Here is a 16,032-nt window from a genome sequence, read left to right as displayed (position 1 = left end):
AGGGCGTGCCAGGTGGTGAGGGATCCGATGGTGCGGCCCTGCTCGATTTCGATGAGGGTGCGCCTGGACAGGGCGGTTCTTTCGGCGAGCTCGTCCGCCCCACCAGGTGGGGCGCCCTCTCTCGTATCTCGTACGGCTTCCGGGGCTGGATCAGCCGGCGAGCAGCTTCTTCACGGAGGCGGCGACCCGCCCGCCGTCGGCCTGGCCGGCGACCTTCGGGTTCACGATCTTCATGACGGCGCCCATGGCACGCGGCCCCTCGGCGCCCGCCGCCTTCGCCTCCTCGACGGCCGAAGCGACGATCCCGTCGAGCTCCTCGTCGCTGAGCTGCTTCGGCAGGTACGCGTCGAGGATGACGCCCTCCGCCTTCTCCCGCTCGGCGGACTCGGCACGACCACCCTGGGCGAAGGCGTCAGCGGCCTCGCGGCGCTTCTTCGCCTCCTTGGCGATCACCTTCTGCACCTCGTCGTCGGAGAGTTCGCGCTTGGTCTTGCCCGCGACCTCCTCCTTGGTGATCGCGGTGATGGTCAGCCGCAGGGTCGAGGAGCGCAGTTCGTCGCGCTCCCTGATCGCGGCGTTGAGGTCGGCCTGGAGCTTCGCCTTCAGCGTGGTCATGGGCCAAGTGTGGCAGGTGGATCACCCCACCCGCCCGCGCATTTACGCCCGACGGGTCTGCGACGATGGGGGAATGCGCGCACGGTACGGCATCCCCCTGAAGATCACGGCAGGCCTCACGGCGACGGCCGCCGCCGGAATCGTCTACGCGGCCGGATTCGAGGCCCGCTCGTTCCGGCTCCGCCGGGTGACGGTCCCGGTGCTTCCACCCGGCATGAGCGACCTGCGGGTCCTCCAGGTCTCCGACATCCACATGGTGAGCGGCCAGCACAAGAAGCGGGCCTGGCTCCAGTCCCTCGCGGGACTCCGCCCGGACCTCGTCGTGAACACCGGCGACAACCTCTCCGACCCGGAGGCGGTGCCGGAGGTGCTCGACGCGCTCGGCCCGCTGATGGAGTTCCCGGGGGTGTACGTCTTCGGGTCCAACGACTACTACGGCCCCAAACTGCGCAACCCCGCCCGCTACCTGATGGAGAAGGTGCAGGGCCGGCACGGCCTGAACGGCAACAAGCCCGTCGAGGGCGCCGTCCACAACCCCTGGGAGGGGATCCGGGACGCCTTCGACGCGGCGGGCTGGGTGAACCTCACCAACACCCGCGGACGGCTCAAGCTGCCGCAGGCGGACCTCGCGTTCACCGGGCTCGACGACCCGCACATCAAGCGGGACCGGTACGAGCGGGTGGCCGGCGGCCCCGACGGCGAGGCCGACTTCACGGTCGGCGTGGTCCACGCCCCGTACCTGCGCACGCTCGACGCGTTCACGGCCGACGGGTACGAGCTGATCCTCGCCGGGCACACCCACGGCGGGCAGCTGTGCGTCCCCTTCTACGGCGCACTCGTCACCAACTGCGACCTGGACACCGACCGGGCGAAGGGGCTCTCCACCCACACGGTCGCCGACCGCACCTCGTACCTGCACGTCTCGGCGGGCTGCGGCACCAACCGCTTCACCCCGGTCCGCTTCGCCTGCCCGCCCGAGGTCACCCTGCTCACCCTGACGTCCCGCGCCTGACGCCCGTCGGCGGGGGCATGCCCCCGCCGAACAGCCCGCTCGTACCGGCCTCCACCGCCCGCCGCCCCTGCGCCGCGCCCCTGAAACCGGATTTCGCCTCAGCGCGCGCGTGGGCTAAAGTAAGCGATGTCGCCGCGACGTGAAGAGCAGAGCAGCGACATCGGGGTGTAGCGCAGCTTGGCAGCGCGCTTCGTTCGGGACGAAGAGGTCGTGGGTTCAAATCCCGCCACCCCGACAGCTGAAGCATCAGGTGAGGCACTTACCAGTTTTGGTAGGTGCCTCACCTTTTGGCGTTTGCGGGTCAGGGGGTCTTGTGGGGGGTGGGGGCCGGGGCTTCCGTGGAGGCGGGGCACTCGGCGTTGTGGCAGGGGCCGGGGCGCCATACCGGGACGAAGACCCCGAGGGTCTTGTGCCGTCCCTTCACCGTCGTGGACACGGGCTGCTTGCAGACCGGGCAGGCAAGCGTCCCTCGGGGGTCGGTCTCATGCTCGGTTTTACTCATCCTTTAACGATAGGCGCTGCGGGCACAAAAGGGACATTCGGTCATTCTTTTTGTTCCTGATCGCGGTCGGGGGGCCCCGGGGCGCGGCGGGGCGGAGGCCGTCGCAGGCTCAGGGCCACGGAGCCCCCCAGGACGACGACGATGACCGCGAGGCTGATCGGAGAGGGGATCTCCGGGATGCTCGTGCTGATCAGCTTGTGGGACGCCTGGAGGATGAGCTTCACGCCGATGAAGGCGAGGATGATCGCGAGGCCCTTGCTCAGGTAGTGGAACCGGTCCAGAAGTCCGGCGAGCATGAAGTACAGGGCCCGTAGGCCGAGGATGGCGAACGCGTTGCTCGTGTAGACGATGAACGCGTCGTCGCTGACGGCGAGGACAGCGGGAACGCTGTCGACGGCGAAGATCAGGTCGGCCGCCTCGATCGCCGCCACCACCGCCAGGAGCGGGGTGGCCACCCGCTTGCCGGCCTCTTTGACGAAGAACTTCGTGCCCGCGTACTCGTCGCGCACCGGCATGATCTTGCGCAGGAGCCGTACGGCGAAGCTCTTGCCCGGGTCGAAGCTCTCCTCCTCGTCCTTGAGCAGCTTGTAGGTGCTGTAGAAGAGGACCGCGGCGAAGGCGAAGAGCACGGCGGTGAAGCGGCTGACCACGGCGACGCCGAGGGACAGAAAGATCCCGCGGAAGATCAGGGCGCCCATGACCCCGAAGAACAGCACCCGGTGCTGGTAGGCGCGGGGCACCTTGAAGTAGGCGAAGATCACGGCGAAGACGAAGAGGTTGTCGACGGACAGGCTCTTCTCCAGCAGCCACGCGGTGGTGTACTCCGTGCCGGCCGTCGTCCCCAGGACCAGGAAGACGACCCCGCCGAAGATCAGGGCCAGTCCCACCCACAGGGCACTCCACGCGGCGGCTTCCTTGAAGCCGATCACATGCGCGGTGCGGTGGGCCAGCAGGTCCACCGTCAGCGACAGCACCACCGTCGCGGCGAACACCGCCCACAGCCAGAACGGGACCTCAAGCACGCCTGGTCCTCCCCGTCGGCACGAGCTGTCCTGTCTCACGGGCCTTTTCCACCAGTCTGCGTCCATTCGGGCGCCGGGACGATTCGGCGACCGCAGCGGAGCTGACACGGCTGACAGCGGCCGGTGGGGGCTGTCAGGCGGTTGGCCGGGGGCTGTCAGGCGGGTTCGGCAGTGTCAGGGGTGTCGAGTCCGATCAGCTGCCGCACCCTGACCGGATCCTTGACGATGTCGTGCCCGCCGATGGTGGCGTGCCCGCCGTCGGGGCGCATCAGTGTGGCCAGAATCCGTACGGGGGTGGTCTTGCCGGCTCCATTGGGCCCCAGGACCGGGCAGTACGCCTCCGTGGAGGCCGCCGACGTGGCGCAGGTCGCGGGGATGCTCGCCGAGCTGACCGGGCACACCCCCGCCCAGGACTCCGGCGTGCTCACCGTGCCGGCCGACGAACCGCTGATCGTCGCCGAGCCGTTCCGCTCCGGCCGCCTCGAGGTCGGCCAGGGCCCCTCCGTGCCGGCCGAGTCTCAGCTCGGCATCGCGGCGGTCCTCGGCCGCCGTGGTGCGCAGGCCGTCGAGGCGGGTCGCGACGGGGCTCGCGAAGGGGGCGTCGAGGACGTCGGCGAGTGCGGCGCCCCGCCACAGCCCGAGCGCCGTCCCGAGCAGCGTGGCCGCCTCGGCGGCCCGGCCGGCCGCGAGTTCCCGTCCGCCCCGGACGGTCAGCTCCTCGAAGCTGTGGACGTCCACGTCCTCGGGGCGTACGGGGAGCCGGCAGCCGCCGGACGCGGTCTCCACCGTCGCGGTCCCGCGGAGAGCCCTGCGGAACCGGGAGACCAGCGCCTGGGAGGCGTTGGCCGCGTCGGCGGGCGGGCCCTCTCCCCACAGGCCGTCGACGAGGGAGTCGGCGGAGACCGTCCGGCCCCCCTGGTAAAGGGGGCGGCTCGGGGTCTCTTCGGGGGCAGCACGAAGCCGAGGAAGCGCGGGCGGGGACGGACGCCGTCCCCACGCCCACGGGTCGAGGGCGTGCTCGCCCCGCGTCCGGCCCGAGTTCAACGTCCGGGTGGGGCCCCGTCCTCCAGGGCCGCTCCCCGGCCCCTAGATCACCGGCGGGCGCCCGAGCCGGGTCATGTGGCGGACGGTGGACCAGCGCATCGGGCGGCGGGGGCCGCCGGAGCGGCGCACGCCCTCCGCGAAGCCGGCGAACCAGGACGCGAGGCCCGGCAGGGAGCGGGTGCGGGCCAGGGTGAGCAGGGTCCAGACGCCCAGGTAGACGGGGACCAGCGGTGCGGGCAGGTTGCGCTTGGCCAGCCAGACGCGGTTGCGGGCGGTCATCCGGTGGTAGACGGCGTGCCGGGCCGGGCTGGTCTTCGGGTGCTGGAGCAGGAGCGCCGGCTCGTAGATGACCTTCCAGCCCGCGTCGAGGGCGCGCCAGGCCATGTCGGTCTCCTCGTGGGTGAAGAAGAACTCCTCGGGCCAACCGCCGATCTCGTCGAGCATCGGCATCGAGAGCCCGTGGCCACCGCCCAGGAAGGTCGTGACCTCCCCGCCGCGCATCGGGTCCTTCGCGCCGAGGCGCGGGACGTGGCGCCGCTGCGTCTCGCCCGTCTCGTCGGCGATGCGGAACGACACGACGCCCAGGGCCGGGTCCCCCTCGTACAGGTCGGCGAGGCGCCGGAAGACGTCGGTGTCGACGAGCAGGCCGTCGTCGTCCAGGTCCACCAGGACGTCGACGTCGCCGAACGCGCGCAGCGTCTCGATGGCGACGTTCCGGCCGCCCGACACGCCCCGGTTCTCGGGGAGTTCGACGCCGGTGACGCCGTCGGGGAGCTCCGGGAGCGTCCCGGTACCGTTGCCGACGACGACGATCCGGGCGGCGGGTTCGTCCTGCCGCGCGACGGCGTCGAGCAGTGCCCGCAGCTCGACCGGGCGCGTGCCCATCGTCAGTACCGCCACACCCACACGAGGTCGTGCCACGACCCACTCCGTTCCACGCTCACCGGCGACCGCCGGCACTCACTCCGGGCCGCGATGCTAACCGGACGGCGCCACCTGGCGTTCATCCGGATCACAGTCCACGGCCATCCCGTCGGCCCGCCGGCCACGCGATCGCGGCCTCGGAGGGGCCGGGCGCGGACGTCTTCGCGGGAGCCGGGGCGGGCCCCGGGGGGAGCGCGGCGAAGAGCACGGTCGCGCGGCTCTACGCTGGTTGTCTTCCGTCAAGTTGATCGATCGTCGAAAGGGTGGTCTCCAGGTGCTGGTCGCGGACCGATATCGGCTTCACGTGTGTATCGGCCGGGGCGGCATGGGCGAGGTGTGGCAGGCCACCGACGAGGTGCTCGGCCGGTCCGTGGCCGTCAAGCTGATGCTGGCGCAGTCGACGGACCCCTCCGCCGGTGACCGGTTCCGGCTGGAGGCGCAGACCGCCGCCCGGCTCAGCCACCCGCATGTGGTCGGCGTCTTCGACTTCGGTACGTGGGACGGGAAGCTGTTCCTGGTCATGGAGCTGGTGGAGGGCGACAGCCTCGCCGGGAGCGCCTCCGATCCGCTGGTCCTGCCCCCCGAGCGGGTCGCCGTGGTCGCCGCGCACGCCGCCGCCGGGCTCGCCGCGGCGCACCGGCAGGGTGTCGTGCACCGGGACATCAAGCCGGGGAACCTGCTGGTCGACGGGGACGGCACGGTGAAGCTGGCGGACTTCGGCATCGCGCGGTTCGTCGACGACCCCTCGGCGGCGCTCACGACGACGGGCCAGATCGTGGGCACCGGGCTCTATCTGGCGCCCGAGCGGGCCCTCGGGCAGCCCGCGTCGTCCGCGTCGGACGTGTACTCGCTCGGCTGCGTCCTGTACCAACTCCTCACCGGGCGCCCGCCGTTCCGCGCGGACACGGCGACGGCGCTCCTGTACCAGCACATCGACACCCCGCCGGTGCCCCCGGGGCAGCTCGGGGTGGCGCTGCCGTCCGAGTTCGAGACGTATCTGCTGAGCCTGCTGGCCAAACAACCGGAGCAGCGGCCCTCGGCGCAGGCCATCGCGGACTGGTTCTCCTCCGGTGCCTGGCGCGCCTACGCGCCGGGCATCCCGTCGCAGCCCCGGCCGGGCGCGGCGTCGCACCACCGTGCCGGCCCGCCGCGGGGCGGTGCCTCCCGGGCCACGCCGAGGTCCGCGCCCATGGCGGCGCACGTGTCCGGGCCCGCCTCCGGGTCGATGTCCGGGCCCATGCCCGCGCCCGCGGCCCCGCCGATGACCGTGCCGGGGCAGGCGCACAGACCCGCGGCCGGGCAGACCCGCAGACCCGGGACCGTCGGGGCGCCCGCCGTGTCCCGGCGGCGTGAGCGGCCCGCCGCCGCGAGCGGCGGACTCGCGGAGCTGTCCCGGCGCCGCCCGCGCAAGACGGCCGCCGTCGCCGGGGTCATCGCCTTCGTGGTCTTCCTGATCATCGGGATGGCCTGGCTCTCCTGACCCGGCTCCGAGTCAGGTCTCCCGGGCGACGCCCAGGAGACCGGCGCCCGATCCGGGCCCCCGGCGGCTCCCATGAGCCCGGGGGCCTCGGACAGCCCTCGCAGGGCCCCACGGCGGCCCCCCAGGGCCCTCGCGGGCACGCCCCCTCAGTAGGCTCTCGGCGCCATCACCTGCGGCTCCCCGTCCGCCGTGGCGATCAGTCGGCAGCTCGGCTCGCGGGGCCCCGGGGTCACCCGTACGGACACCGCCGTCGGCGGGTCGGTCGGCAGCTCCACCGGTACGGTGACCGGCCGGTCACCGCGCGTCCTGGCGTAGCCGGTCTCCTTGCCGTCGACGAGGATCTCGACGACGACGGTGTGCCCGGTCTGGACGGTCGTGGAGACCGAATGCCCCAGGTGGTCGATGTGGAAGTGGTGCCGTCGGCTCATGGGTCACCTCCGTACTCTCCAGAGTAGGTACGGAACGCCCCGCGCGCCGCTCCACCGGCCGGCCGGGGCCGCTACGCCGTCTCGGCAAGGGCGAACAGACCGATCCTCGCGCCCTCTTCGTACGCCCGGCGCAGCTCCGGGTCGTCGAGCAGGCCCCGCAGGGCCGTCTCGCTGCGGTCCCGGACCGTCGCGCAGTACTCCGCCGGCGTGTACGAGGCGTCGAAGACGGAGGTCCTCAGCAGGTTGACGGCGCCGAGGAGATGGGCGGCGGACGCGGCCCGGCCCGCCATGAGCCTTAGCTGGGCGAGGAGTTCGGCCGCACAGGCCGCACCGACCGCCGACCCGAGCGCCAAGTGGCCGCGCAGCGCCCGGCGGGCGTGGTCGGCGGCCCGTTCGCGCTCGCCGTCCCAGGCGAGGAGTTCGGCGCGCGCGTGGTGCGTCCACGCCTCCGCCCACAGGTCGCGTCCGGCCCAGGCCCGCCGTGACGCCGGGTCGAGCACCAGCTGGTCCAGGGCCTCCTGCGCGGCCTCCGGGTCGGTACGGGTGAGGCTGAGCGCGAGCGCGGCCCAGCACAGCTCCCGGGTGGGCCCGAAGTCCGGGAAGTGCCCCATCAGGGCCAGCGCGTCCCTGAACTCGGCCGCCGCCGCGCGCGTACGCCCCTGGTAGAGGGCGGTCGCGCCGCGCAGATGGGACAGCAGGCCCAGGGTGCGGTCGTCCCTCTCCCGTACGGCGGCCGCCCAGGCCTGGACGAGGAGCGGGTCGGCGTCCTCGGGACGACCCGACTCCAGCTCCAGGAAGGCGGCGAGCCACAGGGCGCGGGACGACGGCGGTCCGGAGTGCACGGAGAGGGCGTGGCGCAGCCGGGTCCTTCCCTCGGCGACCCGCCCGCAGGCGACCCACAGGAACCACAGGGAGACGGCGATCTCGACGGCCGTGTCGGCCTCGGCGCTCGGCGAGAGGGGCGCGGTCGTCGGGTCCATGGCGACGGCCAGGTCGGGGAGTTCGCGCAGGGCGAGGTCGCGGGCGTCTAGCTGGCGGCCGCTCTGCCACCAGTCGGAGGCTCGCCGGGCGAGCCGCGCGCACCACCCGCGGTGGCGCAGGACGACGGCCCAGCGGTCGCCGCGCGCGGTGAGCCGGCGGGCGCCGACGGCCCGCATGGGGTGCGGCATCCAGTAGCGGGGGGTGTCCTCCTCGCCGTCGAACAGATCGTCGACGGGGAGGAGGGCGACGGGGGCGAGCCGGTCGAGGACCGGCAGGAGGACCGCCGGGGGCAGGGCGTCGGAGGCGCACACCTCACGGACGGCGTCCGTGCCGAAGGCGCCCTCGAAGACGGACAGCCGTTCCCACAGGAGTTGTTCGGCGAGTCCGCAGCGGGCGTAGCCGCGCTCGGCGGCGGCCAGTTGCCCGGCGCTCACCGGCTCGCCCCACAGCAGTTCCGTCCTGGATGCGTCCCCGGTCACCATGTACCCCGTCCCCGTGATCTCCGTGCTGGACCGTGCCCGCGGCCGTGCCCGCCGCCGCGCCCGCAATCCGAGACGTGTGGCGGAGTCGGTGGCGGACAATCGCCGTTACGGCTTGAATGCAGAGGCCCTGGCCCACATCCTGGGGCGCTCCGGGACCCACACCCACGGATTCCCAGGGATCGGCCAAGGAGGAAAATGCGTACCGGGGAATCCGTCCTGGGAGAGGCGGATCTTTCGCTGATCCACGCACTGCAGATAGCCCCGCGGGCCAGCTGGACACAGCTCTCGGCCGTCCTGGGGGCGAGCCCGGACACCCTCGCCCGGCGCTGGGAGCACCTGACGGCCGGCGGATACGCCTGGAGTTCGATGCTCGCCGCCCGCCGCGGCACGGACGCCATGCTCTACGCGTGGATCGAGCTGGAGTGCGCCGCGGGCGACGCCGAGGCCACCGCGACCGAGGTCTCGCGCGACCCCTGCACCCTCGGGGTCCACCAGGTGACCGGCGACGCCGACCTGGTCCTGCTCGTGGCCTGCCCCGACCTTTACGCCCTCGACGGGTACCTCGCCGGACGGGTGCGGCGACTGCCCGGGGTGCTCCGCTCCCGTACCCAGGTCGTCACCCGTCTGCACAACCGCCCGTACCGCTCGCGGATCGAGCAGCTCACCCCCGGTCAGGTGCGGCTCCTCAGCGGGATCACGGGCGACGACCGGCGCCCACGCGCGCGCGGGGGCACCGGGCCGAACCTCACGGAGCTGGACCACCGGCTGGTCGCCGAGCTGGCGGGGGACGCCCGCCGCAGCGCCGCCGAACTGGCCCGGCAGTGCGGTACGAGCGAGTCGACGGTACGCCGGAGGCTGGACGTCCTCGCGGCGGGCGGCGCCCTCCACCACCACTGCCTGCCGGCCCCGAGGTTCTCCGGGCGCCCGGTGTGGGCGATGGTCACGACCGACGTGCCGCCTCTCGAGGTGCCGGAGACGGTGGCGGCGCTCGCCCGGCTGCGCGAGACCCGGCTCGTCACCTCCGTCACGGGGCCGCACAACCTCGCGGTCGCGCTGTGGCTGCGTACGGTCGACGAACTGCACGACGTGACGGCGGCGCTGGTACGGGCCGCCCCGGCGCTGCGGATCGCCGGCACCGCGCTCTCGCTGCGCACCCACAAGATCGGGGCGCAGGTCCTCGGTCCGGACGGGCGCCGTGTGCACCACGTACGGCCGGAGGCGCCGCCGTACTGACCCGGCCGCCGGCACCCCTGCCGGCACGGCCACCGGGGGACCCTGCCGGCACCGCCGCCGGCCTCCGCTCAGGCCGGGCGGGAGGCCCTGATCGAGTACATCAGGGGGATGCGGGGGCGGTCCGCCGGGAAGCGGTAGTAGCCGTCGTCGTGCCGCTGGAGCGCGCCGTAGCGGGGGAACAGCGAGGCGTCGTGCTCGCGCAGGAACTCGATCCGCAGGCCCGCCCCGGCGATCGCGGTGACGACCTCGCCGACCGGGTGCACCCACTCGACGCTGCGGTTGTGGACGGTGGCGGCGTCGAGGTCGGCGTAGGTGCCCGGGGTGGTGTCGACCCAGGGGTCGCGGACGAAGTAGTCGTGCACGACCCGGCTGCCGGTCTCGTCGTCGAGGGAGTCCGTCAGCGGATGGAACTCCGCCACGTAGAGGAAGCCGCCGGGGGCGACGAGCGAGGCGGCGGTCTCCGCCCAGCGCTCCAGGTCGGGCAGCCAGCACAGCGCCCCGCCGCCCGTGTAGACGACGTCGTACGCGCTGTCCGGCACGGCCTCGGCGGCGTCGTACACGTCGGCGGCGACGAAGGCGGCCCGGTCCCGGGTCAGGCCCAGGTCGGCGGCGAGGGAACGGGCGGTCTCGACGGCCGGCTCGGAGAAGTCGAGCCCGACGACCTGCGCGGCGCCGTGGCGGGCCCAGGAGAGGGTGTCGAGGCCGATGTGGCACTGGAGGTGCAGCAGGGAACGCCCGGTGACGTCGCCGACCTCCGCGAGCTCGAAGTCCCTCAGGGGGTCCTTGCCCGCGCGGAAGGCGTCGAGGTCGTAGAACCGGCTCGCGGCGTGGATCGGTACGCGCTCGTCCCAGCGCGCGCGGTTGGCCTCGCGCCAGTCCTCGGGGGTCGGGGAGTACATGTCGGCGAGGTTATCCACAGGTCCGGGGGGACGCGACCTGATTGTCCGCCGCGCGGAGCATCATGGGTGCCATGACTGAGAGCAAGGCAATCGACACCCCCGTCTGGGAGCAGCGCTTCCGCGCGCCGCGCGTCTCCCTGCCCGAGTGGGCCGAGGAGGCCCCCGACCGCTCCCTCTTCGTGTCCAACGCGACGGGGACGTACGAGCTGTACGCCTGGGACCGGGCGAGCGGGGAGCAGCGGCAGGTCACGGACCGGCCGAACGGCACGACGGACGGCACGCTGTCGCCGGACGGCGCCTGGATCTGGTGGTTCGCGGACACCGACGGGGACGAGTTCGGGGTGTGGCTGCGCCAGCCGTTCGGGGGCGGCGCGGACGAGCCGGCCGTGCCGGGTCTCGACGCCTCCTATCCGGCGGGCCTCGCCATCGGCCGCGAGGGCACGGTCGTGGTGGGCCGCTCCACCGACGAGGAGGGCTCGACGGTCCATCTGGTACGCCCCGGGGCCGCCGCCCCGGTCGAGATCTACCGGCACCGGGAGTCGGCCGGGGTCGGGGACCTGTCGTACGACGGTTCGCTGATCGCGATCGAGCACACCGAGCACGGGGACGCGATGCACTCGGCGCTGCGGGTGCTGCGCGCCTCGGACGCGAGCGTGGTCGCCGAGCTGGACGACACCAAGGGCGGTACGGAGGAGCTGGGGCTCGCCGTCCTCGGTTTCGCGCCGGTGGCCGGGGACAGCCGGCTGCTCGTCGGGCACCAGCGGCGCGGCCGCTGGGAGCCGATGCTGTGGGACGTGGCGGCGGGCACCGAGACGGACCTCGCACTCGACCTGCCGGGCGATGTGTCGGCCGAGTGGTATCCGGACGGCTCCGGGCTGCTCGTCGTGCACAGCTACGAGGCCCGGAGCGAGCTGTGGCGGTACGAGATCGCGACCGGCGCCCTGGTGCGGGTGGAGACCCCGGCCGGTTCGGTGTCGAGCGCGACGGCCCGCCCTGACGGCAGCGTGGAGTACCTGTGGTCCTCGGCCGCCGAGCCGCCGGTGGTGCGGTCCACGGACGGGGGTGTCGTCCTCGACCCGCCCGGCCCGAAGGCGCCGCCGTCGGTGCCGGTGGAGGACGTGTGGGTGGAGGGACCCGGCGGGAGGGTCCACGCGCTGGTGCAGCGCCCGGAGGGGGAGGGACCGTTCCCCACGGTCTTCGAGGTGCACGGCGGCCCCGCCTGGCACGACAGCGACGCCTTCGCCTCGGGCCCGGCGGCCTGGGTGGACCACGGATACGCGGTGGTGCGGGTCAACTACCGGGGCTCGACGGGGTACGGCCGGGAGTGGACGGACGCGCTCAAGCACCGGGTGGGCCTGATCGAGCTGGAGGACGTGGAGGCGGTCCGCGCGTGGGCGGTGGCGAGCGGCCTCGCCGACCCGGAGCGGCTCGTCCTGTCCGGCGGCTCCTGGGGCGGCTACCTCACGCTCCTCGGCCTCGGCACCCGGCCGGACGCCTGGGCGGTGGGTCTCGCGGCGGTCCCGGTCGCGGACTACGTCACGGCGTACGAGGACGAGATGGAGGCCCTGAAGGCGCTGGACCGGACGCTGCTCGGCGGTTCGCCCGACGAGGTGCCCGAGCGGTACGCGGCCTCGTCGCCGCTGACGTACGTGGACGCGGTGAAGGCCCCGGTGCACATCTCGGCCGGCGTCAACGACCCGCGCTGCCCGATCCGCCAGATCGACAACTACGTCGAGCGGCTCAGGGCCCGGGGCGCGGTCCACGAGGTGTACCGCTACGACGCGGGCCACGGCTCGCTGGTGGTGGAGGAGCGGATCAAGCAGGTCGCCCTGGACCTCGCGTTCGCCGCGAAGCACCTGGGGACCCGGGCGGCGGGAGGCTGAGGCGGCTTGCGTACCGTGGGGGGCGTGTACCGGTTCCTGAGAACGCCCCGCTGGTGGGGGATCAACGTCTTCGTCCTGCTCGCGATCCCGTTCTGCGTCTTCATGGGGACCTGGCAGCTGGGCAAGTTCGAGGATCGCGTCGACTCCCACCAGGAGGCCGAGGAGCGGCCCGACGCGAGCTCCCTCACGGCGGAGCCGCTGGACTCGCTGCTGCCGGTGGACAAGGAGACCTCGGGCCGGTCGGCCGAGGCGCGCGGGCGCTTCGGGGAGCAGTTCCTCGTCCCGGACCGTGAGCTGGACGGCCGGGCCGGTTCGTACGTCCTGACGATGCTGCGGACGGACGGCGGGCGGTCCCTGCCGGTGGTCAGGGGGTGGCTCCCCACGGGTGCGCAGGCCCCCGCCCCGCCGACCGGCGAGGTGACGGTGGTGGGCGCGCTCCAGGCCTCGGAGACCGCGGGCACGAAGGGCGTCCACGCGGCCGGCGGGCTGCCCGAGGGGCAGCTCGGCATGATCAGCGCGGCCACCCTGGTGAACGTGGTGACGGACGACGTCTACGACGCCTGGATCACCCTCACCGACGCCCCCACAGGTCTCACCCCGGTGCCGGCGGCCGCGGCGGCGGGCACGAGCCTGGATGTGAAGGCCTTCCAGAACCTCGGCTACACGGCGGAGTGGTTCGTCTTCGCCGGCTTCGTCCTCTTCATGTGGTTCCGCCTGGTGCGCCGCGAGGCGGAGGCGTCCCGCGACGAGGCCCTGGGCCTGTAGAGCCTCCTGAGGCCCCTGCGGCCCCCCTGATCCTCCAGGGGGCCCGCAGGGGCCTCAGGTGCTTCAGCTACCTCAGGTGCCTCAGGTGCCTCAGGAGGCCAGCAGCCCGGTGCGGTAGACGGTGCCCGCGCAGGCGCCTGAGATGGTCGCCGAGGCCGCGGGGCCACCCGGTTCGGCGACATGGGTCACCACGACGCTGCCGTCCGCCGAGCCGTCCGCACGGAGCAGCTGGGGCGCCGCGCCGCCCTCCGCGCCCGCACCCGCCTCCGGGCCGGTGTCCGGACCGGTGCCGGTGCCGCCGGCGCCCGAGCCCTCGCTCGGGTCGGGGTCGGTCGTGGGAGCGGTCGTCGGGGGGTCCGTCGGGGGCGGCGTGGTCGGCGGCTCGGTCGGCTCCGTCGGCTCGGTCGGTTCCGTCGGAGTGGGCGTGGGGCCGGTGGGGCAGGTCTCGCTTGGCACCCAGACGAACTTCACCTCGTAGGAGCCGCTCGGCCGCAGGACGAGCGAGGACGACTCCTGCGAGGGGTCGGGCAGCCCGCCGCCGCCGTCCCCCGAGGTGTGCCGGATCACCGAGATCCGTGCCGGGTCGGCCGCGCCGCGAGCCTCGAAGCCGACGATTCCGCTGCCGTCCACGACACAGGCCCGGCCGGAGAAGTTGGTGACGCGGAAGGAGCCGTACACCTTGCCCTCGCCGTCGGGCCCGCCCGCCCCGGCCGAGCTGACGCCGAGCTGGTCGGCCCCGCACGTCGGCACGGAGCCGGGGCCCGCGCCCTGCGTCTGCCGGGGTCCCCCGCCGCCGGACACGCCGGTGCCGGGCTGCTGCGGCTTGCCGGAGGAACCCTCCACCACGCCCTGGGTCGGGGACACGACACTCGCGGGGGCCGTCGCGCTCCGGCCGCCCTCGATGCCGGTCTCGGCGCCGGTGCCGCCCTGGGACTCCTCGCCGTGGCCCGCGTTCACCGGGCTGTCGGCGGCGGAGACACCGCCGGAGGCGGCGACGTGCACGAAGGCCGGCACGGCCGTCCCGATGAGGACCGCCGCGGCGGCCGCGCCGACGATGGCCTGCCGCTTGCGGGCGCGCCGCGCGGGCACGGCGCGGTGCAGGTGCTCCAGCGAACCCTTGGACGGTTCGAGGCCGGACACGGCGCTCTGGAACAGCTGCCGCAGCGCCTGTTCCTCGTCGCCGTCGCCCTCGCCGGGCTCGATGTTCACCATGCGCTGTCCAGTCGGTTCGTCACGTTCTTCTCGGTGGTCACGTTCGTCGTTCTTGCCCAGCTCCCCACTCATGACGTCGCTCCCATGGCGACGCGCAGGGCCGCGATGCCCCGCGAACCGTACGCCTTCACCGATCCCAGCGATATCCCGAGCGCCTCGGCGACCTGTGCCTCGGTCATGTCGGAGAAGTACCGCAGGGCGAGCACCTCGCGCTGGCGCCGCTGGAGCCCGCGCATGGCCTTGATCAGGTCCTCGCGCTCCAGCAGGTCGTACGCGCCCTCCTCCGCGCTGGCCATGTCCGGCATCGGCTTGGACAGCAGCTTGAGGCCGAGGATGCGGCGGCGCAGCGCGGACCGGGAGAGGTTCACGACGGTCTGGCGCAGGTAGGCGAGGGTCTTCTCCCGCTCGCGCACCCGCTTGCGGGCCGAGTGGACGCGGATGAACGCCTCCTGGACGACGTCCTCGCAGGAGGCCGTGTCGTCGAGGAGCAGCGCGGCGAGACCGAGCAGCGACCGGTAGTGGGCGCGGTAGGTCTCGGTGAGGTGGTCGACGGTGGTGCCGGCGACCGTGTCGCTCTCGGCGCTCGTCCGGGGCGACGGGATGCCGTCCATCGAGCCTGCGCGGGATCCGGTGGGCACGGGGGCGATCACCGGCATGCCGCCGAGAGTCCGCGGGCGCCGGTGAGGGGCGGCCGCGGGGGCGCGTACGGGGACGACGGCGACGCTCCGCGGGGGGAGCACCACTGTGCCCGCGCCGCGCAGCGGAGCGATGGTCGCGATGTCGAGTAGCTCAGCCACGCATGTTGGACACGCTTCCCCCCGGCAGGGTTGTACGCGTACGCGACCCTTTTCGACGGTGCGTCGTCTTTCCTCATGCGTAACCGATCTCCCCCGGTGCCCCGCCCTCGCGGCGTCCGCCCCCATGACCGTGACCAACGCGGAGACGCCTCCCACCGGCCACTGGTTGCAGCGAGGGTGAAGAGCATCGTCAACCACGGCATCACCGCAGTTCAAGGGGTATCTGGCGCGTATTTGCTCACAGGACGTCCACAGATCCTACAAAGCTGGGACAACCGATTCCGCGATCTGAGGGGCGTTGAGCGCCGCGCCCTTGCGGAGGTTGTCGACGCGGACGAAGAAGTCGAGCGCCCGTTCGTCTTCCAGGGAGCGCCGCACCCGCCCGACCCGGGCCGGATCGGTGCCGACGACGTCGGCGGGGGTGGGGAAGTCGCCCGCGCCGGGGTCGGGGTCCGCGCGGAAGGCGGCGGAGGTGTCCACGACGACGACGCCCTTGGTGGCGGCGATGGGCGCCCAGTGGGCGGCCACCTCGTCGGGCACCAGGAAGAGCGCCAGGTCCATGCCGTCGAGGGCCTCCTCGCTCAGCGCGAGGGTCTCGCACTCCTCCCGCGCACGGCGGCCTTCCGACCGGCCGAGCGCGGGGAGGAGAGGAGGCGTATCTCGCCCCGGACGTCCGCGTGGTGCGTGAACATCTGGAGCATCACCGAGCCGACGGCTCCGGTCGCGCCGACGACCGCGAGTGTCGGCTTCGGC

At 73.4% G+C, this 16,032-nt stretch carries 14 protein-coding genes, 1 tRNA gene and 4 pseudogenes; 6 read left to right on the top strand and 13 right to left on the bottom strand.

Features of this window, described 5'->3' with window-relative positions:
- Together ABZ567_RS14750 and ABZ567_RS14745 are read right to left on the bottom strand one after the other, a co-directional pair.
- Window positions 1–95, bottom strand: a pseudogene (locus ABZ567_RS14750) (XRE family transcriptional regulator); the annotation flags it as partial.
- A gap of 55 nt (window positions 96–150) precedes the next feature.
- Window positions 151–615 carry a GatB/YqeY domain-containing protein gene (locus ABZ567_RS14745; RefSeq protein ID WP_360788791.1) on the bottom strand — a complete coding sequence of 155 codons (465 nt, stop codon included), beginning with the start codon at window positions 613–615 and terminating at the stop codon, window positions 151–153.
- Window positions 616–688: 73 nt separating this feature from the next.
- Here ABZ567_RS14745 and ABZ567_RS14740 point away from each other — a divergent pair, with 73 nt between their 5' ends.
- Complete coding sequence (locus ABZ567_RS14740; RefSeq protein WP_360788788.1) at window positions 689–1,627, top strand: metallophosphoesterase; 939 nt, start codon at window positions 689–691, stop codon at window positions 1,625–1,627.
- Between the two features lie 161 nt (window positions 1,628–1,788).
- A tRNA-Pro gene (locus tag ABZ567_RS14735) sits at window positions 1,789–1,862 on the top strand.
- 66 nt (window positions 1,863–1,928) lie between these two features.
- On the opposite strand, the gene ABZ567_RS14730 is transcribed toward ABZ567_RS14735, so the two are convergent.
- The 5 genes and pseudogenes from ABZ567_RS14730 to ABZ567_RS14710 all read right to left on the bottom strand — a co-directional run bounded on the left by ABZ567_RS14730 (window position 1,929) and on the right by ABZ567_RS14710 (window position 5,116).
- Window positions 1,929–2,129 carry a hypothetical protein gene (locus ABZ567_RS14730; RefSeq protein WP_360788786.1) on the bottom strand — a complete coding sequence of 67 codons (201 nt, stop codon included), beginning with the start codon at window positions 2,127–2,129 and terminating at the stop codon, window positions 1,929–1,931.
- Window positions 2,130–2,170: 41 nt separating this feature from the next.
- Window positions 2,171–3,151, bottom strand: a complete 981-nt coding sequence (locus ABZ567_RS14725) for a TerC family protein (protein ID WP_360788783.1) — start codon at window positions 3,149–3,151, stop codon at window positions 2,171–2,173.
- A 185-nt stretch (window positions 3,152–3,336) separates the two neighbouring features.
- Window positions 3,337–3,477, bottom strand: a pseudogene (locus ABZ567_RS14720) (ATP-binding cassette domain-containing protein); the annotation flags it as partial.
- A 208-nt stretch (window positions 3,478–3,685) separates the two neighbouring features.
- Window positions 3,686–3,889 (bottom strand): annotated as a pseudogene (locus ABZ567_RS14715) (BTAD domain-containing putative transcriptional regulator); the annotation flags it as partial.
- A 348-nt stretch (window positions 3,890–4,237) separates the two neighbouring features.
- Window positions 4,238–5,116, bottom strand: a complete 879-nt coding sequence (locus ABZ567_RS14710) for a glycosyltransferase family 2 protein (protein WP_360788780.1) — start codon at window positions 5,114–5,116, stop codon at window positions 4,238–4,240.
- A 277-nt stretch (window positions 5,117–5,393) separates the two neighbouring features.
- Here ABZ567_RS14710 and ABZ567_RS14705 point away from each other — a divergent pair, with 277 nt between their 5' ends.
- Complete coding sequence (locus ABZ567_RS14705; RefSeq protein WP_360788777.1) at window positions 5,394–6,599, top strand: protein kinase; 1,206 nt, start codon at window positions 5,394–5,396, stop codon at window positions 6,597–6,599.
- Between the two features lie 146 nt (window positions 6,600–6,745).
- Here ABZ567_RS14705 and ABZ567_RS14700 read toward each other — a convergent pair whose 3' ends face one another.
- Together ABZ567_RS14700 and ABZ567_RS14695 are read right to left on the bottom strand one after the other, a co-directional pair.
- Window positions 6,746–7,027: a hypothetical protein gene (locus ABZ567_RS14700; protein WP_360788774.1), complete on the bottom strand. Its 282-nt coding sequence runs from the start codon at window positions 7,025–7,027 to the stop codon at window positions 6,746–6,748.
- A gap of 71 nt (window positions 7,028–7,098) precedes the next feature.
- Window positions 7,099–8,490, bottom strand: coding sequence for a tetratricopeptide repeat protein (locus tag ABZ567_RS14695; RefSeq protein WP_360788771.1), 1,392 nt, complete (start codon window positions 8,488–8,490; stop codon window positions 7,099–7,101).
- A gap of 195 nt (window positions 8,491–8,685) precedes the next feature.
- On the opposite strand from ABZ567_RS14695, the gene ABZ567_RS14690 reads away from it, so the two are divergent.
- The gene (locus ABZ567_RS14690) at window positions 8,686–9,723 is read left to right on the top strand and encodes an Lrp/AsnC family transcriptional regulator (RefSeq protein ID WP_360788768.1); all 1,038 of its coding nucleotides are present in this window, start codon (window positions 8,686–8,688) and stop codon (window positions 9,721–9,723) included.
- Between the two features lie 68 nt (window positions 9,724–9,791).
- Here ABZ567_RS14690 and ABZ567_RS14685 read toward each other — a convergent pair whose 3' ends face one another.
- Complete coding sequence (locus ABZ567_RS14685) at window positions 9,792–10,622, bottom strand: methyltransferase domain-containing protein (protein WP_360788765.1); 831 nt, start codon at window positions 10,620–10,622, stop codon at window positions 9,792–9,794.
- Between the two features lie 62 nt (window positions 10,623–10,684).
- Between ABZ567_RS14685 and ABZ567_RS14680 the strand changes: the two genes are divergently transcribed.
- Together ABZ567_RS14680 and ABZ567_RS14675 are read left to right on the top strand one after the other, a co-directional pair.
- On the top strand, window positions 10,685–12,505 hold the full coding sequence (locus tag ABZ567_RS14680; protein WP_360788763.1) for a prolyl oligopeptidase family serine peptidase: 1,821 nt from the start codon (window positions 10,685–10,687) through the stop codon (window positions 12,503–12,505).
- 24 nt (window positions 12,506–12,529) lie between these two features.
- Window positions 12,530–13,270, top strand: a complete 741-nt coding sequence (locus tag ABZ567_RS14675; protein ID WP_360788760.1) for an SURF1 family protein — start codon at window positions 12,530–12,532, stop codon at window positions 13,268–13,270.
- A 90-nt stretch (window positions 13,271–13,360) separates the two neighbouring features.
- Here the strand turns inward: ABZ567_RS14675 and ABZ567_RS14670 are convergent, their stop codons facing one another.
- The 3 genes and pseudogenes from ABZ567_RS14670 to ABZ567_RS14660 all read right to left on the bottom strand — a co-directional run bounded on the left by ABZ567_RS14670 (window position 13,361) and on the right by ABZ567_RS14660 (window position 15,980).
- Complete coding sequence (locus tag ABZ567_RS14670; protein ID WP_360788757.1) at window positions 13,361–14,554, bottom strand: hypothetical protein; 1,194 nt, start codon at window positions 14,552–14,554, stop codon at window positions 13,361–13,363.
- Window positions 14,551–15,279 carry a SigE family RNA polymerase sigma factor gene (locus ABZ567_RS14665; protein WP_360788754.1) on the bottom strand — a complete coding sequence of 243 codons (729 nt, stop codon included), beginning with the start codon at window positions 15,277–15,279 and terminating at the stop codon, window positions 14,551–14,553. Before ABZ567_RS14665 ends, ABZ567_RS14670 begins: the two co-directional genes overlap by 4 nt.
- 258 nt (window positions 15,280–15,537) lie before the next feature.
- Window positions 15,538–15,980: pseudogene (locus ABZ567_RS14660) on the bottom strand (Asd/ArgC dimerization domain-containing protein).
- Between the last annotated feature and the right edge of the window lie 52 nt (window positions 15,981–16,032).

The organism is Streptomyces sp. NPDC016459 (assembly GCF_040632845.1).
In the GTDB taxonomy this organism is placed as follows: domain Bacteria; phylum Actinomycetota; class Actinomycetes; order Streptomycetales; family Streptomycetaceae; genus Streptomyces.
The sequence above is the reverse complement of the archived record's forward strand: the minus strand, read 5'-3'. Positions and strand labels throughout refer to the sequence as shown.